This is a genomic window from Corynebacterium variabile, assembly GCF_006539825.1.
Lineage (GTDB): Bacteria > Actinomycetota > Actinomycetes > Mycobacteriales > Mycobacteriaceae > Corynebacterium > Corynebacterium variabile.
This window is the reverse complement of record NZ_BJNT01000025.1, coordinates 19,371-44,094: the sequence shown is the minus strand read 5'-3', so window position 1 is coordinate 44,094 and position 24,724 is coordinate 19,371. Positions and strand designations below refer to the sequence as shown.

General features: G+C 68.7%; 15 protein-coding genes and 1 pseudogene. 11 read left to right on the top strand and 5 right to left on the bottom strand.

The genetic code is table 11. The annotated features are described in order from the left end of the window. Positions 1 to 5: 5 nt before the first annotated feature. The 4 genes and pseudogenes from CVA01_RS13350 to CVA01_RS13335 all read left to right on the top strand — a co-directional run bounded on the left by CVA01_RS13350 (position 6) and on the right by CVA01_RS13335 (position 6,249). Positions 6 to 2,633: an ABC transporter permease gene (locus tag CVA01_RS13350; protein ID WP_141331387.1), complete on the top strand. Its 2,628-nt coding sequence runs from the start codon at positions 6 to 8 to the stop codon at positions 2,631 to 2,633. 19 nt (positions 2,634 to 2,652) lie between these two features. Further along, positions 2,653 to 4,733 (top strand): annotated as a pseudogene (locus tag CVA01_RS13345) (OPT family oligopeptide transporter). A 59-nt stretch (positions 4,734 to 4,792) separates the two neighbouring features. Continuing rightward, positions 4,793 to 5,356, top strand: a complete 564-nt coding sequence (locus CVA01_RS13340; protein WP_073884024.1) for an NADPH-dependent FMN reductase — start codon at positions 4,793 to 4,795, stop codon at positions 5,354 to 5,356. Between the two features lie 14 nt (positions 5,357 to 5,370). Beyond that, positions 5,371 to 6,249, top strand: a complete 879-nt coding sequence (locus CVA01_RS13335) for a WKL family lipoprotein (RefSeq protein ID WP_141331385.1) — start codon at positions 5,371 to 5,373, stop codon at positions 6,247 to 6,249. Between the two features lie 14 nt (positions 6,250 to 6,263). Here CVA01_RS13335 and CVA01_RS13330 read toward each other — a convergent pair whose 3' ends face one another. Further along, positions 6,264 to 8,834, bottom strand: a complete 2,571-nt coding sequence (locus tag CVA01_RS13330) for an acyltransferase family protein (protein ID WP_141331383.1) — start codon at positions 8,832 to 8,834, stop codon at positions 6,264 to 6,266. A 238-nt stretch (positions 8,835 to 9,072) separates the two neighbouring features. Beyond that, positions 9,073 to 9,522: a cytidine deaminase gene (locus tag CVA01_RS13325; protein ID WP_141331381.1), complete on the bottom strand. Its 450-nt coding sequence runs from the start codon at positions 9,520 to 9,522 to the stop codon at positions 9,073 to 9,075. Between the two features lie 14 nt (positions 9,523 to 9,536). On the opposite strand from CVA01_RS13325, the gene CVA01_RS13320 reads away from it, so the two are divergent. Beyond that, positions 9,537 to 10,841 (top strand): thymidine phosphorylase, encoded by a 1,305-nt coding sequence (locus CVA01_RS13320; RefSeq protein ID WP_141331379.1) that lies wholly within the window; start codon positions 9,537 to 9,539, stop codon positions 10,839 to 10,841. A gap of 11 nt (positions 10,842 to 10,852) precedes the next feature. Here CVA01_RS13320 and CVA01_RS13315 read toward each other — a convergent pair whose 3' ends face one another. Next, complete coding sequence (locus tag CVA01_RS13315; protein WP_141331377.1) at positions 10,853 to 12,130, bottom strand: alpha/beta hydrolase; 1,278 nt, start codon at positions 12,128 to 12,130, stop codon at positions 10,853 to 10,855. A 198-nt stretch (positions 12,131 to 12,328) separates the two neighbouring features. Between CVA01_RS13315 and CVA01_RS13310 the strand changes: the two genes are divergently transcribed. Together CVA01_RS13310 and CVA01_RS13305 are read left to right on the top strand one after the other, a co-directional pair. Continuing rightward, entirely contained in the window at positions 12,329 to 14,122 is a 1,794-nt protein-coding gene (locus CVA01_RS13310) for an ABC transporter ATP-binding protein (protein WP_218024590.1), read from the top strand. Further along, a complete protein-coding gene (locus CVA01_RS13305) occupies positions 14,122 to 16,002 on the top strand; it encodes an ABC transporter ATP-binding protein (RefSeq protein WP_244938314.1) in 1,881 nt (626 codons plus the stop codon). The genes CVA01_RS13310 and CVA01_RS13305 overlap by 1 nt, the downstream gene beginning before the upstream one ends. 174 nt (positions 16,003 to 16,176) lie before the next feature. On the opposite strand, the gene CVA01_RS13300 is transcribed toward CVA01_RS13305, so the two are convergent. Together CVA01_RS13300 and CVA01_RS13295 are read right to left on the bottom strand one after the other, a co-directional pair. Continuing rightward, the gene (locus CVA01_RS13300) at positions 16,177 to 16,542 is read right to left on the bottom strand and encodes an immunity protein CdiI family protein (protein WP_141331373.1); all 366 of its coding nucleotides are present in this window, start codon (positions 16,540 to 16,542) and stop codon (positions 16,177 to 16,179) included. Between the two features lie 26 nt (positions 16,543 to 16,568). After that, positions 16,569 to 16,871 carry a hypothetical protein gene (locus tag CVA01_RS13295; protein WP_073884030.1) on the bottom strand — a complete coding sequence of 101 codons (303 nt, stop codon included), beginning with the start codon at positions 16,869 to 16,871 and terminating at the stop codon, positions 16,569 to 16,571. Between the two features lie 58 nt (positions 16,872 to 16,929). Between CVA01_RS13295 and CVA01_RS13290 the strand changes: the two genes are divergently transcribed. The 4 genes from CVA01_RS13290 to CVA01_RS13275 all read left to right on the top strand — a co-directional run bounded on the left by CVA01_RS13290 (position 16,930) and on the right by CVA01_RS13275 (position 24,720). Then, complete coding sequence (locus CVA01_RS13290; RefSeq protein ID WP_170209796.1) at positions 16,930 to 17,412, top strand: SRPBCC family protein; 483 nt, start codon at positions 16,930 to 16,932, stop codon at positions 17,410 to 17,412. A 241-nt stretch (positions 17,413 to 17,653) separates the two neighbouring features. Continuing rightward, the gene (locus tag CVA01_RS13285; protein WP_141331369.1) at positions 17,654 to 19,327 is read left to right on the top strand and encodes an ABC-F family ATP-binding cassette domain-containing protein; all 1,674 of its coding nucleotides are present in this window, start codon (positions 17,654 to 17,656) and stop codon (positions 19,325 to 19,327) included. A 31-nt stretch (positions 19,328 to 19,358) separates the two neighbouring features. Continuing rightward, on the top strand, positions 19,359 to 23,324 hold the full coding sequence (locus CVA01_RS13280; protein WP_218024589.1) for a Pls/PosA family non-ribosomal peptide synthetase: 3,966 nt from the start codon (positions 19,359 to 19,361) through the stop codon (positions 23,322 to 23,324). 10 nt (positions 23,325 to 23,334) lie between these two features. Next, positions 23,335 to 24,720 (top strand): M1 family metallopeptidase, encoded by a 1,386-nt coding sequence (locus CVA01_RS13275; protein ID WP_014008653.1) that lies wholly within the window; start codon positions 23,335 to 23,337, stop codon positions 24,718 to 24,720. Positions 24,721 to 24,724: the final 4 nt, after the last annotated feature.

The window sequence follows — 24,724 nt, the reverse complement described above, 5'->3', positions numbered from 1 at the left end:
CCGCCATGTCCACGGCCCGCGCGGCATCCAGCGCCGCGTCCACCATGCGCCGGGTCTCCCTGCGCAACCTCGCCGGCCACAAGGTCCGGCTCGTACTCACCGTCCTCGCGGTCGTCCTCGGGACCGCCTTCATCTCCGGCGCGCTGATGTTCACCGCGTCACTGTCCAGGACTTTCGACACGCTGTCCGAATCCACCACGAAGGGCGTCGACGTCACCGTCACCCCTGATGAGGCCACCGGACGCCCCCTCCCGCTCGAGATCGGCGACATCCTCGCCGACGCGCCGGGCGTGGCGAAAGTCAACAACTCGACCCAGACCACCGTCGTCGTCTCCCACGACGGCACCACCCTCCAGACCGGCGGCGCACCGGCCTTCGCCACCGCCTGGTACCCCGGGAATGACCAGGTCGGTCCGGCGACCACGCTCACCGACGGGGACGCCCCGGTCGGTGACGACCAGGTCGTCGTCAATTCCAGTGCCGCCGATAAGGACCACATTTCTGTCGGAGACGCCCTCACCGTCGTCGACACCGGCGGCGTCCACGAGGTCACCGTCTCCGGCATCTACGACATCGACGTCGACGGCGGCGGCTTCATCGGCCTCATGATGGAGCAGGACGCCTACCTGTCCACCTTCACCGACGGGCGTACCGCCACCGGGTTCGCGCTCGCCGCCGACCCGGGTGTCAGCCAGGAACAGCTCAAGGCCGACGTCACCACGGATCTCGCGGACGCCGGCGTCAACGGTGTCGAGGTGAAGACCGGCCAGCAGTCCGCCGACGAGCAGTCGGACGCCATCGACGAGGCCCTCAGCTTCGTCAACTACTTCCTCATCGCCTTCGGCCTTGTCGCCCTGGTCGTCGGCACCTTCATCATCGCCAACACCTTCTCGATGATCGTCGCCCAGCGCACCCGCGAGTTCGCGCTGCTGCGGTCACTGGGTGTCTCCTCCCGACAGCTGACCACCTCGGTCGTCGGCGAGGCGGTGGTCGTCGGCGTGATCGGCGCACTCGTCGGCGTCGCCGCTGGAGCCGGCCTGACGAAGCTCATCTACACGGTCATCGGCTCCACCGGCGCCGGGCTGCCGGACACAGGAGTGCAGGCCACCGCCGGTTCCGTGGTCACCCCGCTGATCCTCGGCGTCCTCGTCACCGTCGTCTCCGCGTGGGCCCCGGCCCGGCGTGCCGGTGCGGTCCGCCCGGTGGAGGCGATGCGTTCCGGTGACATGTCCTCGGCGTCCTCCCTGCGTGGACGCACCGTCACCGGCGCAGTTCTGCTGGTCCTCGGTGTAGTCGCCGCACTGGCCGGCGTTCTGTTCGATGACTCCGGTACCGGTAACCGCGCGGTACTGGTGGGGCTCGGCGCACTCGGCGTCCTGCTGGGGACCTTCCTGGTCTCCGCGGCGATGGCCGTGCCGGTCGTCCCCGCGATCGGCCGGGTCATCGGCGCACCGTTCCGCTCGGTGGGACGCCTGGCGTCCACCAGTTCCTCCCGCAACCCGCGCCGCACCGCGACCACCGCCTTCGCGCTGACCCTCGGCATCGCCCTGGTGGCGGTGTTCGGGATGCTCGGTGCCTCGATGAAGGCCTCGATCAGCGGCCTCGTCGACAACACCGTCAGCTCCGACCTGGTGCTCTACGGCCCCTCCGACGGGTCCTTCCCCATCCCGACTCAGGCGCTGGACGCCGCCCGCGACGTCGACGGCGTCACCGAGGTCTCCGGCTTCGGTCTGGCGCCGGTGACCCTCGGCGGCACGGCCAGCGACTCCATCGTCAGCTCCGGCTTCGGCTCCGGCTACTTCGTCGGCGACCCGCGTGTCACCGGCGAGGTCACCGAGGTGCAGGGCTCGGTGGATCTCACCGGCGAGGGCTTCATCGCCTCCGAGTCCGCCGCACAGCGCAACGGCTGGACGATCGGTGAGGAGGTTCCGCTGGACACCGCCGTGCCCGGGGCGGATGCCCGTGAGATCGGCACCGTCGCGCTGCTGGGCACCTACGAGGACAACGACCTCCTCGGCGACCAGGTCATCTCCTGGGCATCCATCGCACCCCACATGGACGCCGGCGAGTTCGGCTCGGGGATGTACTCCCAGCCGATGCTCTTCGCCGCCTTCGTCGACGGCGATATCCCCCTGGACGACTTGCGTGACCGCCTGGAGGACGCCACCGACCAGTTCATCGTGGTGCAGGTGCTCACCCCGTCCGAGTTCGCCGGGACGCAGGCCGTGTTCGTCGACCAGATGCTCAACGTGCTCTACGCGCTGCTCGCCCTGGCGGTGATCGTCGCGGTGCTCGGCATCGTCAACACGCTGGCGCTCAATGTCATCGAACGACGCCAGGAGATCGGCATGCTCCGCGCGGTCGGCACCTCGCGGGGTCAGGTGCGCCGGATGATCACCCTGGAGGCCGTGCAGATCTCGCTCTACGGTGCGGTGGTCGGCGTGGTCGTCGGACTGGCACTGGGCTGGGCCTTCCTCAAGGTGCTCGCCGGTGAAGGACTCGACACCATCGCGGTGCCCTGGGGTCAGGTCGTCGGCATGATCGTCGCCTCCGGTGTGATCGGCGTCGTCGCGGCGGCGTGGCCTGCGGTGAAGGCGGCGAGGACGCCACCGCTGGAGGCCATCGCCGACTGACGGTGACAGGGTCGGGGTGATGCATCTCACCAGGTGGACCACTAAGGTCACAGCAATGACTTCACGAACCGACGCCACCCCGGCGTCCCCGACCCCGCCCTCACCGGTCCGGGAACTCACGACCCGCGCGATCATCATCGGCGGTCTGATCACCCTGGTGTTCACCGCGGCGAACGTGTACCTCGGACTCAAGGTCGGCCTGACCTTCGCCACCTCGATCCCCGCCGCGGTCATCTCCATGGCGATCCTGCGCAAGGTCCGCAACCACACCATCGCCGAGAACAACATCGTCCAGACCATCGCCTCGGCGGCCGGCACCCTCTCCGCGATCATCTTCGTCCTCCCCGGACTGATCATGATCGGCTGGTGGACCGGCTTCCCCTACTGGACCACGATGCTCATCTGCCTCATCGGCGGAATCCTCGGCGTCATGTACTCCATCCCGCTGCGTCGGGCGTTGGTCACCGGCTCCGACCTGCCCTTCCCTGAGGGTGTCGCCGCCGCCGAGGTGCTCAAGGTCGGCGACCCGGCGAACAACGAGGGCGGCGATCACGCCAACTCCGAGGCCGCGAAGTCCAACCGCGACGGCTTCCTCGCCCTCGTCGTCGGCGGCATCGGCAGTGCCGTGATGGCGCTGCTCGCGGCCCTCAAGGTCAGTGCCGCGGAACTGTCCACCACCTTCAAGCTCGGCGCGGGCGGGACCATGGTCGGTTCCAGTCTCTCACTCGCCCTCATCGGCGTGGGCCATCTCGTCGGCATCACCGTCGGTATCGCGATGATCGTCGGCCTGCTCATCTCCTTCGGCGTCCTGCTGCCGGTCTTCACCAGCGGTGACCTGCCGAGCACCGGTGACATCTCCGAGGTCGTCTCCGGCACCTTCGCCGACGACGTCCGCTTCGTCGGTGCCGGCACCATGGCCGTCGCCGCGGTGTGGACCCTGGCGAAGATCCTCGGCCCGGTGATCCGCGGCATCCGCGAGTCCCTGGCGTCCTCCCGTGCCCGCAGCGCCGGCCAGGAGGTCGACATCACCGAGCGCGACATCCCGGTGAAGACCGTCGTCGGCGTCATCGTCGCCCTGATGATCCCGATCGGCCTGCTGCTGTGGGTCTTCCTCGACGGCACCGGAATCAGCCACCACACCGGCTCACTGATCACCCTCTCGGTCCTGTTCGTGCTGGTCCTCGGCCTGGTCATCGCCGCGGTCTGCGGTTACATGGCCGGCCTCATCGGTTCCTCGAACAGCCCGATCTCCGGTATCGGCGTCATCATCGTGCTGCTCGCCGCCCTGCTCATCAAGGCCGTCACCGGCAACGACAACGGCGGTGACCCGACCTCCCTGGTCGCCTACACACTGTTCACCGCCGCGGTGGTCTTCGGCGTCGCCACGATCTCCAACGACAACCTCCAGGACCTCAAGACCGGTCAGCTTGTCGGAGCGACGCCGTGGAAGCAGCAGGTCGGCCTGGTCATCGGTGTCTTCTTCGGCTCGCTGATCATCCCGCCGATCATGGGGCTGATGGCGTCCGCCTTCGGTTTCGTCGGTGCCCCGGCGCCGGGGAGGACGCGCTGGCCGCCCCGCAGGCGGGCCTGCTGTCCGCCATCGCCCAGGGCATCTTCGGCGACTCCCTCGACTGGTCCAAGATCAGTCTCGGGGTGCTGATCGGCATCGTCGTCATCATCGTCGACGAGGTCCTCTCGCGCACCACGAAGGCCCGCCCGCGCCGCCTCGCCCTGCCGCCGTTGGCTGTCGGGATGGGCATGTACCTGCCTGTTTCGCTCACCCTGATCATCCCGCTCGGTGCGCTCATCGGCTGGCTGTACAACCGCTGGGCCGACCGTGCGGCGATGTCCGGGAAGGTGAAGGACGCCACCAACGCCAAGCGGGTCGGCGTCCTCGGTGCGACCGGTCTGATCGTCGGTGAGTCCCTGTTCGGCGTGGTCAACGCCGGTATCATCGCCGCCACCGGCGACTCCGAGGCGCTCGGCATCATGCCCGACGGCTGGGCAGACGCTTCCCAGTGGGCCGGTGCGGTGATCTTCGCGCTGATCATCGTGCTCGTCTACCGCTGGTCGCAGCGGCGGGTGCAGGTTGACGCGTAGTTGACTAGCGTGGTTGATGTTTCAACCACCGTTGCACGCCCAGCTTCAAGGAGCTTTCCATGACCCGTATCGGCATCATCGCAGGATCGACCCGCCCCGGCGCCCTCAACCCCCAGGTCGTCGCCTGGGTGAAGGCGCAGCTCGATGAGGCGGGTGTGGAGAACGGGGTCGTCAACTTCGGCGACTACGACCTCCCGGTCCTCGACGAGGAGATCCCGGGTGGCGCGCACATGTACGCCAACGAGCACACGAAGGCCTGGGGTGCGGCCGTGGAGCCCTTCGACGGCTACATCGTCGTCACCCCGGAGTACAACCACTCCGTGCCCGGCCCGCTGAAGAACGCCATCGACTTCATCGGCTCCGAGTTCGCCAACAAGCCGGTCGCCTTCGCGTCCTACGGTGCGGACAAGGGCGTGCGCGCCGTCGAGGCGTGGCGTCTTGCCTTCGCCAACTTCCGGGCGGCGACGGTGCGGGCCACCGCATCGTTCTCCCTGTTCACGGACTTCACCGAGGGGAAGTTCACCCCGCAGGACGTCTCCGCGGGCACTTTCGGCGCCCTGCTCACCGACCTGCTCGCCTGGGCGGAGGGTTTCGCGGTCGTCCGCGAGAAGCTGGCTGACTAAGTTACACTCGCCAGATGAAGTTTTCCTCGCCGGCGGGTCACCGCACCCGCACCATTGCCGCTGCCCTCGCCGTGTCCGCCGCACTGGTGGTCACCGCCTGTTCCTCTGACGGGGACGAGGACGCCCCGGCCAGTTCGGCGACGTCCGCCCCGACCACGACGCAGGCGCAGGCCCCCCTGCCGACCGCCGCGGAACTCGGTGACCTGCTCAACCGTGCGCTCGATCCCGCGCTGCCGGTGGAGGAGAAGGCCGGTACCGTCCAGGACGGTGCCGAGGCCGGCGAGCTCTTCGACCAGATGACCCGTGCCGCCCAGGATTCCGGCGCGACCTTCGCGGTCGTCGACCCGGTGCTGCCCGGCGACACCCCCGAGATCGCCCTGGCCACGGCCACCCTGACCCTGCCTGAGCAGGATCCGATCACCGTGGACAACGCCGAGTTCGTCAAGCAGGACGGCGAGTGGAAGATCTCCCGTGCCTGGGCCTGCACCCTGGTCGGCCAGGTCGCCGAGGGTGGGGAAGAGAACCTCCCGGTGTTCTGTGGTGGCGATCCCGCCCCCGCACCCGCCCCGGAAGAGGTCCCGGCCGAGAACCCTGCACCCGTGGAGGAGGCTCCGGCCCCTGCCCCGGCACCTGAGCCCGCTCCGGAAGCTGCCCCGGCCCCGGCCGGTGACGAGGGCATCCGCAGTGCACTGCTGGGTGCCGGTGTGGACCAGGCGACCGCCGACAAGCTGGCCGCGAACCCGGACGCCACCGTCGCCGCTGCCGTGGAGATGGGTATCCCCCAGGCGACCGCCGACCAGTTCCGCACCAACCCCCAGGGTGCGATCGAGGCCCTGCGCGGTGCCGGTATCGACCCGGTCACCGCTGCGCCGCAGCTCGCCGCGCAGCTGTAACCTGCGCTGCCCGGCTACATCGGGCAGCTGATCGAGGTGTCCTGCTTACCGGCCACTGCCTGGCGCAGGGCGTCCTCCACCGCATCGGCGTAGAGCTGCTGCCCCTGCTCGTCGGGGTGCACACCGTCGCCGATGAGGTCCTCCGGGTGGTCGACGGCCTGCTGGCACCACGGTGCCAGGTAGACGTCCGGATTCTCCGCCGCATAGGCGATGACCTGGTCCGCGGCGTCCTGGATCCCGTCGACGTAGCCGAAGGGCACCACGAGAATCATCTTCCGGTCCGGGCCGAGCATGTCCCGGATCTGGTCCAGCTCGCCGTCGAAGGCCTGGCCGTTCGTCCCGAAGCCGAGGACGACGTACTCGCCCATGGACCCGTCGTCGACCATCGCCTGGATGGAGCCCTCACCACCGGAGTAGTGGCGGGAGACCTCGGCGTCGATCGTCATGCCGGGGAACCGCTGCTGCAGTGCCACGGTGGAAGCCAGCATCACCGAGTCACCGATACCGGTGATCTCGGTGCCGTCCGGCAGCCCGGGCGGGGTCGAGGCACCCGGCGGGGGCGGCGGAGCCGGGGAATTCTGCAGGTCGGCGATCTCATCGAGCTGGCGCTCCAGCTCCGACTTCGACGGCGAACCGCCCAGCGCGGAGCCGGCGAACAGGGCGATGACGAGGATGGCGATCGGCACGACCAGCAGTTTCGTCGAACCCATCGCGGCGACGACGCGGCGGTAGCCCTGACGGCGCAGCGGGTTCTCCACGAACCGGTAGGACGCCTCAGAGAGCACCAGGGAAATGACGACGGCGATGAGGCCGACGAGCCAGTCCGGGGTGTCCGAACCGGGCTGCTGCATCTTCGCCTCGAGGAAGACGATGACCGGCCAGTGCCACAGGTAGAGGCTGAACGAGCGCTCGCCGAAGTACCGCAGCGGGCGGATCCGCATCATCCAGGCGACGGGGCCGGCGTCCCGCAGGACCGTCATCATCACGGCGACGGTCAGCAGGGACGCCCCGAACAGGCCACCGCGGTAGGTCACCGGGGAGGTGTCCGGCAGCAGGACGAGCATCGCGATGAGGCCGAGGAAGGCCAGCGAGCCGAGCGTCCACCCGGCCGCACCGGTCAGCCGGGAGCGCGTCGTCGGCATGCCGGACGCGCCGGTCGGGCTGAGTAGCGGCCACGAGTCCACGGCCTTGGGGGACGCGGTGGTGACCAGCAGTGCGAGGACCACACCGGCGAGCAGCCCGAAGGCGTGGGTGTCTGTGCCGAAGTAGACGCGGCTCGGATCCTCGTCCGGGTTGTACAGCAGGATCATCACCAGCAGCGAGGCGAGGCCCGCGACTGTCGCGAACAGGGCCGGCAGGCGGAAGGTCCGGTCACCGGAGGAGACGCTGCGGCCGAAGCGGCGGGCGGCCCAGAGCAGCCCGAGGAAGATCAGCGGCCAGAGGACGTAGAACTGCTCCTCAATGGCCAGTGACCAGTAGTGCATGAAGATCTGCGGCGTCGTGTCCGCGAAGTAACTGTGCGACTGCGAGATCTGCACCCAGTTGTTGGCGAAGAACAGTGAACCGAGGAACTGCGGGACCAGCCCGACCTGCACATCTCCGCCGATGAATCCGGCGATGGCGGTGGCGAGAACGAGGACGGTGACGGACGCGGGGATGATGCGCCTGGCACGCCTGCGCCAGAACTCCTTGAGACTTATCCGGCCGGTCGCGCCGAGTTCGCGGACGAGCAGGGCGGTGATGAGGAAGCCGGAGAGGACGAAGAAGATGTCCACACCGAGGAAGCCGCCGGGCAGGGCGTCGCCGAAGAAGTGGTAGATGACCACGGCGAGCACGGCGATGCCGCGCAGTCCGTCGAGACCGGGGACGCGGCGGATGCGGCCCGGCTTCAGCGGCTTGACCGGTGCCGGGTCCTCGGCGGTGTAGGCGGGTTCGGCCTGTGAGGCGTACTCGTCCTCGGGCGGCTCGGTGGTCTCGGTGGTTTCTGCTTCCGTGGTTGTGGCGGCAGCGGCGGCTCCTGTCGTGGCAGCTCCGACGACTGCGGCTGCGGCCGCCGGGTTCTGCGCGGGCCACATGCCCGACGGGGCGTGCTCGACCGATGGAGCAGGTTTCTGCGTTGTTTGCTGGGCAGGAGACTGCGCGGCGAAGTGCTCTGTCGGCTGGTTGTCGGCGTCTGCGGTGTCCACTTCCGCGTCCGCATCGTCCCCGGACCCGTCTTCGGACTTCTCGTCGGCGAACACCGGGGCGACCGGCGGCCCGGGGACCGCAGCCTGCGGGATCGCGAAGAGGACCGTCGGCGCGTCAGAGGCGTCGGTGGCGTCGGCATCCGTTGCGTCTGCTGCGTCCTCACCGGCCTCGGCGTTCCGGGCGTCCTCCACCATCTCCTCAGCGGCCGCCTCGGGTGCCGCGGTTGGCGGCGTCACCCCCGGAGGCAGTGGTGCGCCTGTCGGAGCTGCCAGCACGATGGCAGGGGTGGGGGTCGTCTCATCCTTCGCCCCGGCGGTCGGCGGCGGGGTCCACCGGGGTGCCGGCGGTGCGCTGACCTGGGCGGACAGGACGATGACGGGCGGCGTTTTCTGGGCCATCTGACGAGCGAAGACTTCCGTTGGGTACGTGGGATATGTGGTGTGACTGAAGTGCCAAATCTAGTCCTCTCGGCACCGACATTAAAGCGACGCAGTTGGCCCGTCCCCCCCATACCTTGTCAGGGCACCGGTGCCGTCCGGATCTTCTGTTCAGCGTCCGGAGGTTGTGTCGATTTTCCAGCCTCCGGGCGCACAACCTCAGGACGCAATGCACAAGGTCCGGACGCCGACGGCAGCATCACAGATCCCCGGGGCCGAAAGCGCGCGGCAGAAGCTCAGAGAAGTGCAGCGACAGGGGAGTGGCGGGGGTGTCGGCCTTCGGATCCTCACCCTCCACCACCACCCGCGCGCACCCGAACTCGTGGAGCACTTGCCGGCATGCCCCGCAGGGGAAACACGGCGCCGCCCCGGGGCCCACCACCGCGGCGGCTTCGATCGTGGTGCCCGCAGCACGTCCCGTCCCCAGCAACCCGTCCGCCACCGCCCGGCCCACCGCGACCCGCTCGGCACACACCGCCAGCCCGTAGGAGGCGTTCTCCACATTGCAGCCGGTCACCACTGACCCGTCGGACAGCAGCAGAGCAGCCCCCACACTGAACTGCGAGTACGGGGCGTAGGCGCGGGTGGCGGCATCGCGGGCGAAGCCCAGCAGCGCGGTATCGGAGGGGGCAGTCGAGGCAGCAGACATGGCACCATCGTGGCATGACCACGCCCGACCATCACCCGGAGCCCTTCGACGCCGTCGACATCATCGCCGCCAAGCGTGACCGCCACCGGCTCGCCGACGCGCAGATCGACTGGGTCATCGACGCGTACACCCGTGGCGTCGTCGCCGAGGAGCAGATGGCGGCACTGGCCATGGCGGTCTACCTCAACGGCCTGGACCGGGCGGAGACCGCCCGCTGGACCACCGCCATGGTGAACTCCGGCACCCGGCTGAACTTCGATGACCTGGGTAAGCCCACCGCAGACAAGCACTCCACCGGTGGCGTCGGCGACAAGATCACCCTCGCGCTCACGCCGCTCGTGGCGTCCTACGGGGTGGCGGTACCGCAGCTGTCCGGGCGCGGCCTCGGTCATACCGGCGGCACCCTCGACAAGCTGGAGTCGATCCCAGGCTGGCAGGCGCAGATCAGCACACAACGGATGCGGGAGATCATGCGTGATGTCGGCGGCGTGGTCTGCGCGGCGGGGGAGGACCTCGCCCCGGCTGACCGACGGCTCTACGCCCTGCGCGACGTCACCGGCACCGTCGACTGCATCCCGCTCATCGCGTCCTCGGTCATGAGCAAGAAGATCGCCGAGGGCACCGGCGCGCTGGTCCTCGATGTGAAGGTCGGCTCCGGTGCGTTCATGAAGGATCGGGAGAGCGCCCGCCTGCTCGCCTCCACGATGGTGGAGATCGGGCAGGACGCCGGGGTCACGACCACCGCGCTGCTCACCGACATGTTCCGGCCGCTGGGCCGCACCGTCGGAAATGCCCTGGAGGTCCGTGAGGCCGTCGAGGTGCTCGCCGGTGGTGGGCCGGAGGATGTGGTGGAGCTGACCGTGGCGCTGGCGCGGGAGATGCTCACTGCCGTGCGCGTGGACGCTGACCCGGCCGACGCACTGTGTGACGGTCGGGCCATGGACTCCTGGCGGGCCATGGTCACCGCCCAGGGCGGGGATCCGGACTCCGACCTGCCCACCGCCACGCACACCCACGAGGTCACTGCTGACCGGGACGGGTGGCTGACTCACACCGATGCACTGGCATTCGGGGTGGCGTCCTGGCGACTCGGGGCGGGCCGGGCGCGCAAGGAGGACCCGGTGCAGGCCGGGGCGGGTATCGAGCTGCACACTGTGGTGGGCGAGTGGGTCCGCGCCGGGCAGCCCCTGTTCTCGCTGCACACCGACGATCCCGCCCGGTTCGACCGGGCACTGGCGTCCCTCGAGGACGCCTGGACGGTCACCGGTGAAGAACCGGAACCCCGGGAATCCGTGGTCCTGGAGAGAATCGGCGACTGATCAACTCCTGATCAGAGCGAGGCGTGGTAGTCGTCGTACGCCTGGTCTCCGACCGCCTGGGCATACGCGACAGACTCCGGGCCGAACAGGCCGGCGGAGAGGGTGGGCCAGGACTGGTACATGTCCTCGCGCCAGTAGGCCCACTGGTGGGTGCCGGTGTTGTGGAAGTTCCAGGTGATGTTGTCGGAGACGCCGGCCTTGTCCGCCGCCGCCTTGAACATATGGGTGCAGCCGTTGGTCACTGCTTCGATCGGGCTACCCTGTCCGGCGACAGTTGACTCGTTGATGAGGTTCCGGTTCACGTCGGGGGAGGACCACACGTCGTGCTCACCGAGCAGTCCGGTACCGGAGGAGACGTAGATGTTCTGCTGATCACCCAGTTCGGCGACGTTGACCTGTGCGTCGTTGTAGCGGGCGGTCGCACCGTTGCGGTCACGCCACATCTGCTCGTAGGTGACACCGGTGCCCTTCATGGCCAGCGTGGCGTCCACCGCCGTCGCGCCGGCACCACTGGTCGCCGGGCAGCCGGAGTAGGAGCCGACCGCGTCGTACATGCCGGGGTTGTGCTCGGCGTAGACCAGGGACGTCGACCCGGTCATCGACATGCCGACGATCGCCCGCTTGTCGCTGCTGGTCCCGAGGTGGCCCTGCTCCATCGCGCCGGGAAGCTCCGAGGTGAGGAAGGTCTCCCACTTCTGGACGCCGCCGTTGCCGTTGCCGTTGCCGTCGCCGTCGAGCACGGACTCCTGCTGCCAGTCGGTGTAGTAGGAGAAGCCGCCGGACATCGGGATGACCACGTTGACGTTACCGATCCGGTTGCCGTAGAAGTCGATCGCCGTGGTCTGGGACAGCCAGTTCGCCTTGCCGGACCCGCCGTCGGCGCCGTTGAGCAGGTAGATCGTCGGGGCGTTGGCGGCGTCCTCCTTCGCCCGGATCGTCACGACCGGGATGTCGCGGTCCATGGCGGGGGAGTGGACCTCGAGTTCCTCGACATTGGGCAGGCGGTTGCCGGCATCGTCGTAGACCGCGTCGCGCCAGACCGACTCGTCGGAGGGGACGTAGGTGTCGGTGTCCGCGGCGTCGCGGGTGGGGAAGGCGTCGTTGATCACGGCAGGGCCGGTCGCCGGGGCGGCCGGGGCAGGGGACGCCGTGGCGCCCGGCGTCCCACCGTCGAGGCTGACCGCGACCGCGGTGACGGGCAGGGCTGCGGCGACGACGGTGGCGGCGATGCGGACGGAGCGCGGGGTGCGGGACGCGGTGCGGTGACGGGACTGTGCGGACGGGGCCATGGGGTTCCTCAGTGACTGGTGCGGTGACTGGTGCGGTGACTGGTGCGGGGGTCTGGTGTGGTGACTGGGCGGTGACGGGAGGTGTGCAGGCACGCGAGGATTACCAGACGACAGTTGGAGTCTCTGACCGGCGGTGATGCGTAGCTGCCACCCGTTACCGTGTCGTACCTGTCCGGTCCCGACTCTATGATCGAAGATGTGCAGCTGCTACGCCTTCTCCGCGCCTACTCGCGGCCCTATCTGGGACTGCTGACCGCGGTCCTCATCCTCCAGGGCATCTCCGCCCTGGCCACCCTCTACCTACCCAATCTCAACGGGCGGATCATCGACAAGGGTGTCTCCACCGGAGACATCGGCTACATCTGGTCCACCGGTGGTGTCATGCTCGCCGTCGCCTTCGGTCAGGTCATCGCCGCCGTCGGCGCGACCTGGTGCGCAGCCCGTGTGGCGATGGGGATCGGACGCGACATCCGGCGGGACGTCTACCGCAGTGTCGACCGGTTCTCCGCCCGTGACATGGGCGAATTCGGTGTGCCGACGCTGATCACCCGCGGTACCAATGACGTCCAGCAGGTCCAGCAGGTCACCTCGATGGCGCTGAGTTTCATGGTCACCATGCCGATCATGTGTATCGGCGGCATCGTCATGGCCCTGCGGGAGGACGCCGCCCTGTCATGGCTGGTGTGGGTCTCCGTGCCGGTGCTGCTCGCCGTCGTGGCCCTGCTCATCGCCCAGCTGGTGCCGCTGTTCAAAGTCATGCAGGACAAGGTCGACCGGATCAACGGGGTCCTGCGTGAACAGATCACCGGCATCCGTGTCGTCCGCGCCTTCGTCCGCGAGAAGCACGAGACCGACCGGTTCCGGGACGCGAACCTGGACATCGGCCGCGTCTCCGAGAAGGTCGGCCAGGTCTTCGTACTGATGTTCCCGGTGATCATGATCCTGCTGCACGTCGCGACCGCGGCGGTGCTGTGGTTCGGCGGGCACCGCGTCGGCGACGGCAATATGGAGGTCGGGTCGCTGACCGCGTTCATGCAGTATCTGCTGCAGATTCTCATGGCGGTGATGATGGGCGCGTTCATGGCGATGATGCTGCCGCGCGCCATCGTCTGCGCCGGGCGTATCAGCAAGGTCCTGGGCCATGAGCCGACCGTGGCGGAGCCGGCCACGGCGCAGGATCCCGGGGAACTGCGCGGCGAGCTGGAGTTCCGCAATGTCTCCTTCACCTACCCGGGTGCGGACAAGCCGGTGCTCTCCGACGTCTCCTTCACGGTCCGTCCCGGCCAGACCACCGCGGTGATCGGGGCGACCGGGTCGGGCAAGACAACCCTGGTCAACCTTGTTCCGCGGCTGCTGGAGCCGACCGCCGGTCAAGTGCTCCTCGACGGCGCACCGGTTGACCGGATGTCGCGTGCCGCGATCGTGGAGCGCGTCGGCCTGGTGCCGCAGAAGGCCTTCCTGTTCTCCGGGACGGTGGCCTCCAACCTGCGTTTCGGCGCTCCGGACGCCACCGATGACGAGCTGTGGGACGCCCTGCGCATCGCCCAGGCCGACCGCTTCGTCGCCGAGCGCTCCACCGGGGAAGGAGAGGACGCCGACGGTACAGAGGACGCGGTCGCCGCGACGGGCCTGGCGTCCTCCATCTCCCAGGGTGGAACGGACGTCTCCGGTGGTCAGCGCCAGCGCCTGTGTATCGCGCGCGCCCTCGTGGCGTCCCCGAAGATCTACGTCTTCGACGACTCCTTCTCCGCCCTCGACGTCCGCACCGATGCGGCGTTGCGTGAGGCCCTGGCCCCGCGCACCACGGACGCGGCGGTGGTGACCGTCGCCCAGCGCGTCTCGACCGTCCGGGAGGCCGACCAGATCCTCGTGCTGGAGGCCGGCCGTATCGTCGCCCGCGGTACCCATGAGGAGCTGCTGGAATCCAGCGGCACCTACCGGGAGATCGTCGAGTCGCAGTTGACCGGTGCCGTGAACGGAGGTGACGAGTAATGGACGAGATGCAGCAGCCCCAGAAGATCCGGTCGTTCTGGTCGGCGACGAAGCGCATGCTCGGTCTGCTGGGCGCACGCAAGGCCGCGATGGCGTGGGTGTTCTTCCTGCTCACCGTGTGTGTGGTCCTGTCGGTGTGGGCGCCGAAGGTGCTCGGCTACGCCGTGGACGTCATCTACGACGGTGTCAGGACGATGTGGAGCGGCGAGCCCGGTGCCGGGATCGACTACGGTCGGCTCGGTGAGCTCATCGGCATCGTGCTGGGCATGTACGTCGTGGCCGGGGTGTTCAACTGGCTGCAGGGGTTCGTGCTCAACCGGGTGGTCGTGGCGGTCGTCATCGAGCTGCGCGCGCGGGTGGAGCGCAAGATCCACCACCTGCCGCTGAACTACTACGACACCCGCCAGCGTGGCGACATCCTCTCGCGCACCACCAATGACGTCGACAACATCCAGCAGGCGCTCCAGCAGGCGATCAGCCAGCTGGTGTACTCGGTGATGATGATCATCGGTGTGCTGGTCATGATGTTCACCGTGTCCTGGCAGCTCACGTTGCTGTCGCTGCTCGTGCTGCCACTGACCGCCGTGATCGTCGGCGTGATCGGTGGTCGGGCCCAGAAGGAGTACGGCTCCCAGTGGCGTGAGACCGGTCGGGTCAACGGTCATGTCGAGGAGTCCTTCACCGGGCACGACCTCGTCGTCGCCTACGGTCGGCAGGAGGAGATGGCCGAGGAATTCACCCGCCGCAATGAGTCGATGTACCGGGCGAGCGCGAAGGCGCAGTTCCTGTCCGGGTCGATGATGCCGCTGATGCAGTTCCTCACCTGGTTGTCCTACGTGGTCATCGCGGTGGCCGGCGGGCTGAGGGTCGCCGGCGGGTCGATGACCCTGGGTGCGGCGACGGCGTTCATCACCTACTCGCGCGAGTTCAACCAGCCGCTGTCGGAGGTCGCCGGGATGATGACGATGCTGCAGTCCGGGCTCGCCTCCACCGAGCGTGTCTTCGAGCTGCTCGACGCCGACGAGGAGGACGCCGACCCGGCCGATCCGGTGACGCCGGAGCTCACCACCGGTCAGAAGCCGGGCCGGGTGGAGTTCCGGGACGTCTCCTTCGGCTACGGCGGGGCGGACACCGAGCCCCTGATCACGGACCTTGACCTCACCGTGGAGCCGGGGCAGACGATCGCGATCGTCGGTCCGACCGGTGCCGGTAAGACGACACTGGTGAACCTCATCATGCGGTTCTACGAGGTCACCGGTGGTTCCATCCGGCTCGACGGTGCGGATACCCGCGCCATGACCCGCGCTGACCTGCGCTCGCGCACCGGCATGGTGCTGCAGGACGCGGTGCTGTTCGAGGGCACGATCATGGAGAACATCCGCTACGGCCGGCTGGAGGCCACGGACCCGGAAGTGATCGACGCGGCGAAGGCGGCCTATGTCGACCGGTTCGTCCATGCGCTGCCGGAGGGCTATGACACGGTCATCGACCAGGACGGTGGCTCGGTCTCTGCCGGAGAGCGGCAGCTGATCACCATTGCCCGCGCCTTCCTGCGTGCCCCTGAGCTGCTGATCCTCGATGAGGCGACATCGTCGGTGGACACCCGCACCGAGGTTCTGGTGCAGCAGGCGATGAACGCGATCCGGGCGGACCGGACCTCATTCGTCATCGCGCACCGGCTGTCCACGATCCGGGACGCCGACCGGATCCTCGTGATGGTCGAGGGTGCGATCGTGGAGCAGGGTTCCCATGAGGAGCTGCTGGAACTCGACGGCGCCTATGCGGACCTGTACCGCAGCCAGTTCGCCGCCGGTGGTGCCGGGGATGACGTGGACATTGTCGACCCGGCTGACGCGGCCGGTACAGGGGGCGCGGAGTAGACCTGTCCCCGCGCTGCCCCGTCACTTCCCGTCGCCCCCGTTGTCTCCCGATGTCGACTCTGCCCCCTCACAGGCAGCTGAACCGCCCGTTTTTCTGCCGGTGAGGGTGCTAACTCGACACCTGCCGCCTGATCCACCCTGAGGCACCCGACCTGGAGCCCGGGGGTGGTGGCGTCAGTGTGTGTAGGTGCCCGCGGAGAAATCACCGGTGTCTTCGGCATCGTCGGCGTAGCCGGTCTCCCAGTAGTCGAGCACCACTGTGTCCACGGGGAGAGCTGCCGTGACTTCCGCCTGGAGGCGGCGTCCCTCCTCCCCGTGAGCCCGGGCCATCTCCTGCGACGGCCACCGGAAGTGCCGCTCATAGTTCTCTGCGAACTGCCTGGTCCAGGATCGGACGTGCGCTGCGAGATCATCCGGAAGGTGGGGGAGGGGATCATCCATGTCGGAGAGCAGATAGGGCAGGTCAAGGTCGGGATTGCTGCCAGCCGGGTTCCAGAACGGCCAGTCGACCGAGTACTCGTTCATCATCTTGATGTACATGGCGTCCTTCTGTGTTCTCTTCGGCCTCAGATCACGCAGTTGCCGTCAGAGGAGGGGAGAACCAGGCACAGCGCGAGCGCTCCGGCGGCCGCACTGCCGTAGATGGCCTGCTCGACAGGCAGTCGGAAGAAGGCCCCTACACTGCCGGCGACGTAGCCGCCGTACTCGACCGAGTCCTCGACTGCGCCGTTGACCTGTGACTGCACCTCCGAGCTGGACGGGAGGTCTGCAGCACCGGCGGTTCCGGCGGTGGTGACGGCGAGCACGCCGGTAAGGCCGGTGGCGAGTGCTGTGGTGGTAAGTCGCCGACGGCGTGATGTGGTGGTCATGGCGTCCACGGTAGCGGGGAAGCGCCCGGCCGGACAGGCCCCGACTACCCTCGACGCCATGGCATACGAACTCAGCGACTCCATCACCATCGCCGCGTCCCCGGCCGAGGTCTTCGACCTGGTCAGCGACATCACCCGCACCGGCGAATGGAGCGCCCAGTGCTACAACGCGGAGTGGAACGACGCCGCCGCCATCGATCCGGCCGCCCGGGGCGTCGGAGCGACGTTCACCGGCCACAACCGGACCGAGGACCGGGAGTGGAGCACGGTGTCCGAGGTCGTGGTCTGCGAGCCCGGCCGCGAGTTCTCCTGGCGGGTCACCTCGTCCGGCACGGTGTGGGGTTACCGCCTGGAGCCGGTGAACCGCCGCGACGACGCCACCGTCCTCACCGAGTTCACCCGTTTCACCGAGCAGGGTGAGGCATTCTTCGTCGAGAAGTACGGGGAGGACGCCGCCGCCCAGGAAGCCGACCGGCGGGACGCCGCCACCTACGGCATCACCGAGACGCTCCACACTCTCCGGTCACTCGTCGAGGGCTGAGCGGCCGCGCGACTGAGTGACGTCCGCATCACGCACCATGAGGCCGTCTCAGCAGGCATGCGACCGACCTGCCGTTGCGCGGTGCGGACAACCGCTGCTAGCGTGAGTCACATGCGGAAGTAGAATCCCTGAACCGTCCCGCGCCTGAGGCGCCCCCGGATCCCCGTCGAGCGAACAGCTCCGGGCGCCGGTGAGCACAGCCCGGCGGGGCACACCTTTTCTCCACTCAGGGAGTTCCGCCATGTTGTCCGCCACCTCCGTGCACACCGCCACCCCGGACGCCGTCCTGCGTATCGACGGCCTGTCTGCCCAGATCGCGGGGACGCACATCCTCACAAACCTCAGCTTCACCGTCGCCCCAGGTCAGCGCATCGGTCTGATCGGTGAGAACGGCTCGGGCAAGTCCACCCTGCTGCACGCCGTCCACGGTTCACTGCCGCGCGGTGCGACGACCGCCGGGACCATCGACACCGGTTCCGGCAGTCACCGGGCCCGCGTCGGTCTGCTGCACCAGCAGGCGCCCTTCGCCCCGGCCGACACGATCGAGCAGGCTCTGGAGTCCGCCGTCGCCGTCGAGCGTCAGGTCGCCCGTGACCTGGAGTCCGCCGCCGACCCTTACGACGAGCAGGCCTACACAAAAGCCATTGACCTGGCCGAACGCCTCGACATCTGGGAGACCGACGCCCGGATCTCGGCCACGCTCGCCGGCCTCGGCCTGTCGCACATCCCGACCGACCGTCCCACCGGGGAACTCTCCGGAGGTCAGCAGGCGCGCCTGTCCCTGGCGTGGCTGCTGCTCAACCGGCCGGACATCCTCCTGCTCGACGAGCCCACCAACCATCTCGACGACGCCGCGACGACTTACCTGGTCAGCGTCCTTTCCGCGTGGAAGGGGCCGGTACTCTTCGCCAGTCACGACCGTGCGTTCCTGGACATCGCGGCGTCCGGCATCGTGGATCTGGACCCCGCGCCGAGCATGGTCGGCCAGGACGGCGGGGTGACCCGCTACACCGGCAACTACAGCGACTATCTGGCCGCCCGCGAAGACGTCCGCGTTCGTTGGGAACGCCGGTACCGCGATGAGCAGGCGGAACTGAAGCGCCTGCGTGCCGGTGTGCGCGACAACCACACCGTCGGGCACGTCGGCGCCCCGCCCCGGACCGAGGGGAAGTTGGCGAAGAAGTTCTACGCCGACCGCAACGCGAAGGTCGTCTCGCGCCGCGTCAACGATTCCCGCTCGCGCCTGGAGAAACTCGAGGAGGAGCAGGTCCGCAAGCCCCCGAAGGAGCTGGCCTTCGCCGGTCTCACGGCGGCATCGGCCGGTACCACCCGTGAACCTGCCGAGGGGCCGGTCGTCGTGGCGTCCTGCATTTCCGTGGAAGGACGCCTCCCGGGGCCATCGCTGACCCTCAACGGCACCGAGAAGCTCCTGGTCACCGGACCGAACGGGTCGGGGAAGTCCACGCTGCTCTCGGTCCTCGCCGGACAACTCACTCCGGACGCCGGGTCTCTCACGGTCACCGGGGTACGCACCGGCTACCTGACCCAGGACGTCGACCTGCCGGATCCGCACGACCGCGGCGACGACCGCACAGTCGAGCGCGCCTACCGTGACCTTGTCGGTGAGGAGCTGGCCGAGGAGGTGCCACTGTCCACGTTCGGGCTGATCCACCCGCGCGACGAGAACCGACCGCTGGTGGAACTCAGCCTCGGCCAGCAGCGCAGGGTGGCCCTGGCGGTGCTGCTCGCGGATCCACCGGAGGTCCTGCTGCTCGACGAGCCGGACAATCACCTCTCGTTGTCCCTGGTCACTGCACTGGAGGAGGCGATTCCGGAGTACCCGGGGGCGGTTGTCGTCGCCTCCCACGACCGGTGGCTGCGTGAGCGGTGGTCGGGGGCGCGGCTGGAACTGTAGTTGGCGTGCACGTCATCAGAAGTTCACCTGCGTGTGCTTGACTGACGTCGTGAAACTCACCGGTGATTCTCAATCTCCCCTGACTCGCGGTGCCCTCGCGGCGCCACCCCGGACGCTCATCGACATTCTCCGGGCGACAGCACAGGACCATCCCGAGGCATCCGCCATCGATGACGGATCGGGGGCGTTGAGCTACACCGAACTGCTCGACGCCGTCGAGGCGAAGGCAGCGGTGCTCCGCTCGGCGGGGGTGCGACCGGGGGACAGGGTCGGTATCCGCGTCGACTCCGGATCGAAGGAACTCTACATCTCGATTCTCGCCGTGATGCTCGCCCGGGCTGCCTACGTTCCGGTCGATGTCGACGACACCGATGAGCGGGCCCGTCTCGTCTTCGGGGAGGCACAGGCCGTCGGCATCGTCGGTAACGGCGGCTATGTGCCGCGTGAGAACGGGGACGTGCAGGGCACGCAGGACGCCGAGGCGTCCCACGACCCGACCCCGGATGACGACGCCTGGATCATCTTCACCTCCGGATCCACCGGGGTGCCGAAGGGGGTCGCGGTCACACACCGCTCGGCCGCGGCATTTGTCGACGCGGAGGCAATTCTCTTCCTGCAGGACGACCCGCTCGGCCCCGGTGACCGGGTGCTCGCCGGGCTCTCGGTCGCCTTCGATGCGTCCTGCGAGGAGATGTGGCTCGCCTGGCGGCACGGCGCGTGCCTGGTGCCGGCGCCACGCTCGCTGGTACGCAGCGGAGTGGATCTCGCGGGCTGGCTCGTCCGCCAGAACGTCACGGCTGTCTCGACTGTGCCGACGCTGGCCGCGATGTGGCCCGCCGAGGCGATCGAGAACGTCCGGCTGCTCATCTTCGGTGGCGAGGCCTGCCCGCCCGAACTTGCCGCGCGCCTGGTGGAGGAGGGGCGTGAGGTGTGGAACACCTACGGCCCGACAGAGGCGACCGTCGTCGCCTGCGGTTGCCGACTCGACGAGAAAGGGCCGGTGAGCATCGGTCTTCCCCTCGACGGCTGGGACCTCGCCGTCGTCGACGCCGAGGGCGGGAGGGTCGCGCCCGGGGAGCAGGGCGAACTCATCATCGGCGGCGTCGGACTCGCCCGCTACCTCGACCCCGCGAAGGACGCGGAGAAATACGCACCGATGCCCTCTCTCGGCTGGGAGCGTGCCTACCGCTCCGGCGATCTCGTGCGCTACGAGGAGGACGGCCTGATCTTCGTCGGTCGTGCCGACGACCAGGTCAAGGTCGGTGGACGCCGTGTCGAACTCGGCGAGGTGGAGAATGCGCTGCAGGACCTGCCCGGTGTGACGGCCGCGACTGCTGCGGTCCGGAAGAGTGAGGCGGGGGTGCCGTTGCTGGTCGGCTACCTCGTCGTCGAGGGCGACCGTGACCTCGACCGCGCCGCGGCCCGCGAACATCTCGCCTCCCGTCTCGCGGCGGGGGTGATGCCGTTGCTCGCCGTCGTCGAGGAACTGCCCACGCGGACCTCCGGCAAGGTGGACCGTGCGGCACTCCCGTGGCCGCTGCCGCCCTCGGCGACCGGCGGCGCGGGACACGACAGTACGGGCGAGGGTGACGCATCCCGGACAGAGGCCGAGCAGTGGCTGGTGGAACAGTGGGAGGCTGTCCTCGGCATGCCCGTCCCGGGCACCGACGCCAACTTCTTCGACCTCGGCGGCGGGTCCCTCGCCGCCGCCCAGCTCGTCAGCCGGATCCGCACCAGGGTGCCCGAGTTCGCCGTCGCTGACGTCTATGATGTGCCGCGGTTGGCGGCGATGGCGGCAGCGGTCGCCGCGACGGACGCGCAGACCACCTCTGACACCTACCACCGCCCGGTTCCGACACCGCGTCGTACCCAGTGGCTGCAGACGCTCGCCGGCGTCCCGCTGTTCATCGTGGGCGGGGTGAGGTGGCTCGTCTACCTCCTCACCGCGGGAACGATCCTCACCTCGGTCGACGGCGACGCCTTCAGCGTCCTGCCGAGTGTGCCCTGGTGGCTGCTCATCGTCATGATCGTCGTCGTGGCGACGCCCTTCGGTCGCATGGGTATCGCTGCGGCCGCGGCCCGTCTGCTGCTGGGCGGACTCGTCCCGGGGGACTACCCGCGTGGCGGTGTCACCCACATGCGACTCTGGCTCGCCGAGCAGTTCGCGGCCCAGATCGACGCCGTCGGTCTTGCCGGGGCACCGTGGATCACGGTGTACGCCCGCATGCTCGGCGCGAAGGTCGAGCGCGATGTGTCACTGCATACGTTGCCGCCGATCACCGGGATGCTGGAGATCGGCCGGAACTCGGCGATCGAGCCCGAGACCGACCTCAGCGGGTACTGGATCGACGGTGACCTGCTGCGCGTCGGCCCGGTGCGCATCGGACGCAATGTCACCGTCGGCGCCCGGTCGACGCTCGCTCCCGGCACCCGGATCGACGACGGGGCGGAGATCTCGCCCGGTTCCGCGGTGTTCGGCCGTGTGAAGTCGGGCCAGCGGTGGAGCGGATCGCCCGCCGTGCGTACCGGTGGTGCGAAGCGCATCGCCGGCAGATGGCCGGAGAAGAAGGCGATGCAGTCGTCGGCGTGGAAGATCGCCTACGGTGTCTCGTCGGTCGGTCTGGCCCTGCAGCCGTTCGTGGCGTTCACGGCGGGAGCCGCCGTCCTCTCGATCGGGATCGCCGGTGCAGACACCCCCTGGCAGGCGTTGCTCGGCTCGCTTGTCTGGTTGGTGCCGGCGGTGCTCGCCGTCGGCCTCGTGTACGCGGGGATCGTCCTGGTGTTCGTCCGTCTGTGCGCGGTCGGTCTGACGGAGGGGACATTTCCGGTGCACAGCCGCATCGGGTGGCAGGTGTGGACCACGGAGCGCCTGCTCGATGCCTCCCGCAACTTCCTTTTCCCGATCTACTCGAGCCTGTTCACCCCGGTGTGGCTGCGCATGCTGGGCGCCCGGGTCGGGAAGAACGTCGAGGCGTCCACCGTCCTGCTGCTGCCGACGATGACCCGCATCGACGAGGGCGCGTTCCTCGCCGACGACACGATGGTCGCATCCTATGAACTGCATCGCGGATGGCTGCGGATCGCCCCGGTGCGCATCGGTAAACGGGCGTTCCTCGGCAACTCGGGCATGGCCGGCCCCGGGCACAAGGTCGCCAAGCGTTCGCTGGTCGCCGTGCTGTCTGTTGCCCCGGACAAGTCGAAGTCGGGTTCGTCATGGCTCGGCTCCCCGCCGACCCGCCTGCGCCGCGCGGCGCAGACCGGTGACGACGAGCGCACCTACAACCCCGGGACGCGGCTGAAGGTCGCGCGCACCTTGTGGGAACTGTGCCGCATCGTGCCGGTGATCGTCTCCTGCCTGCTCGGTGTAGCGGTGCTCTGCGTCTTCACCTGGCTCTGGTCCTCGGTCGGGCCGTGGTGGACGCTCCTGCTGTCCGGCATCGTGATGCTCGCCGCCGGCGCTGTCGCCGCAGCGGTCACCACTGTCGTGAAGTGGACGATCGTGGGGCCGATCCGGGCCGGGGAGAAGCCGTTGTGGTCGAGTTTCGTGTGGCGCACCGAGGTCAGTGACACCTTCACCGAGATGCTCGCCGCACCCTGGTTCGCCCGTGCCGCCGTAGGGACGCCCGCGATGGCGGTCTGGCTGCGCTCGCTCGGTGCGCACATCGGCAAGGGCGTGTGGTGCGACTCGTACTGGCTGCCCGAACCCGATCTGGTGACCCTCGGTGACGGTTCCACTGTCAACCGGGGCTGTGTGGTGCAGACGCACCTGTTCCACGACCGCATCATGAGCATGGACCGTGTCGAGCTCGAGGACGGGGCGACGCTCGGCCCGCACAGTGTGATCCTGCCCGCCGCGTCGATCGGTGCGCATGCGACGGTCGGTCCGGCCTCGCTGGTGATGCGCGGTGAGGGCGTGCCCGTCGGCTCCCGGTGGAGCGGCAACCCGATCGGCCCCTGGAAGGCCGTGAAGGTGCGCGCCTACCAGTCAACGACATAGGATCGGTCCGATGCCCCACACCTCTGCTCCACACCCCTACCTCCCGCACTCCGGTGACCAGCGGTTCTCCGTCGCTCATACGACGCTCGCCATCGACTACACCCCGCGCACCAACCGCCTCGAGGGACGTGCCGAGTTCGACGTGCGGGTGCTCGAGGAGACCCGGGACCTGCGCTTCGATCTCGTCGGGCTGCGCGTAGGCAAGGTGCGTGTCGACGGGAAGGTGCACAAGCAGCTCAAGCACGGGAAGGACGCGCTGCATGTGCGCTTCGGTCCGTCTCTGCAGCCGGGAACCTCGCTGACCGTCGTCATCGACTACGCCGGCAAGCCGGCGCCGCGCCGGTCGCACTGGGGCGAGGTCGGCTGGGAGGAAATCACCGACGGTGCGCTCGTCGCCTCGCAGCCGTGCGGTGCGCCCACGTGGTTCCCCTGCAACGACCGGGTCGACGACCGAGGCACCTACGACATCGAGTTCACCTGTGACCCGGAGTTCTTCGTCGCGGTGACCGGTGTGCCGGGTCGCGTGACCTCCGCGGGACGCAAGAAGGCCTGGCACTTCGAGAGCCATGTCCCGACCGCGACGTACCTGCTCGCCGCGCACGTGGGGGAGTACACGGAGTACGCGTTCCGCCTCACGACCGTGGGCGATGTCGTCGTCGGCGCGGTGCGTGCAGGGGCACGGTCGCTCACCGGACACGCCCCGCAAGGCGCCGGATCCGCCAGGCTCATCGCCCCGCCTGCCCACTCAGGCCTCGTGCGCGAGGCCTTCTCCCCGGTACCCGACATGGTGGCGGTCTTCGAGGACTGGTTCGGCGACTACCCGCAGGAGGATCTGACTGTCGTCGTCGTTGACGAGGACCTGGAGATTCCGCTGGAGGCACAGGGCATGACGACCTTCGGCCTGAACCACTGCGAGGAGTCCGAGCAGCGACTCATCGCGCACGAGCTCGCCCACCAGTGGTTCGGCAACAGTGTCGGCCTCGCCCGCTGGGAGGACATCTGGCTCAACGAGGGCTTCGCCTGCTTCTCCGAGTGGATCTGGTCGCAGGAGTCGGACGGGCCGTCGATCGCGGAGTGCGCCGGCTTCCACCATGCGCGGCTGGCGGAACTGCCGCAGGATCTACAGCTTCTGGACCCCGGCGCCGCCGACCTGTTCGACGACCGTGTCTACAAGCGGGGTGCGCTTCTTCTCGAGACGCTCCGACGCACCCTCGGTGACCTGTCGTTCCGGGCCCTGCTGCGCACCTGGGCGGAGACCAGGAAGCACAGCCTGGCGACAACCGACGAGTTCACGGCACTGGCCGACTCGGTGAGCACCGAACCGCTCGACGGCATCTGGCAGGCGTGGTTGCACAGCACCGCGCTGCCGGAGCTGCCGGAGCTGCCTGCGGAATAGGTTC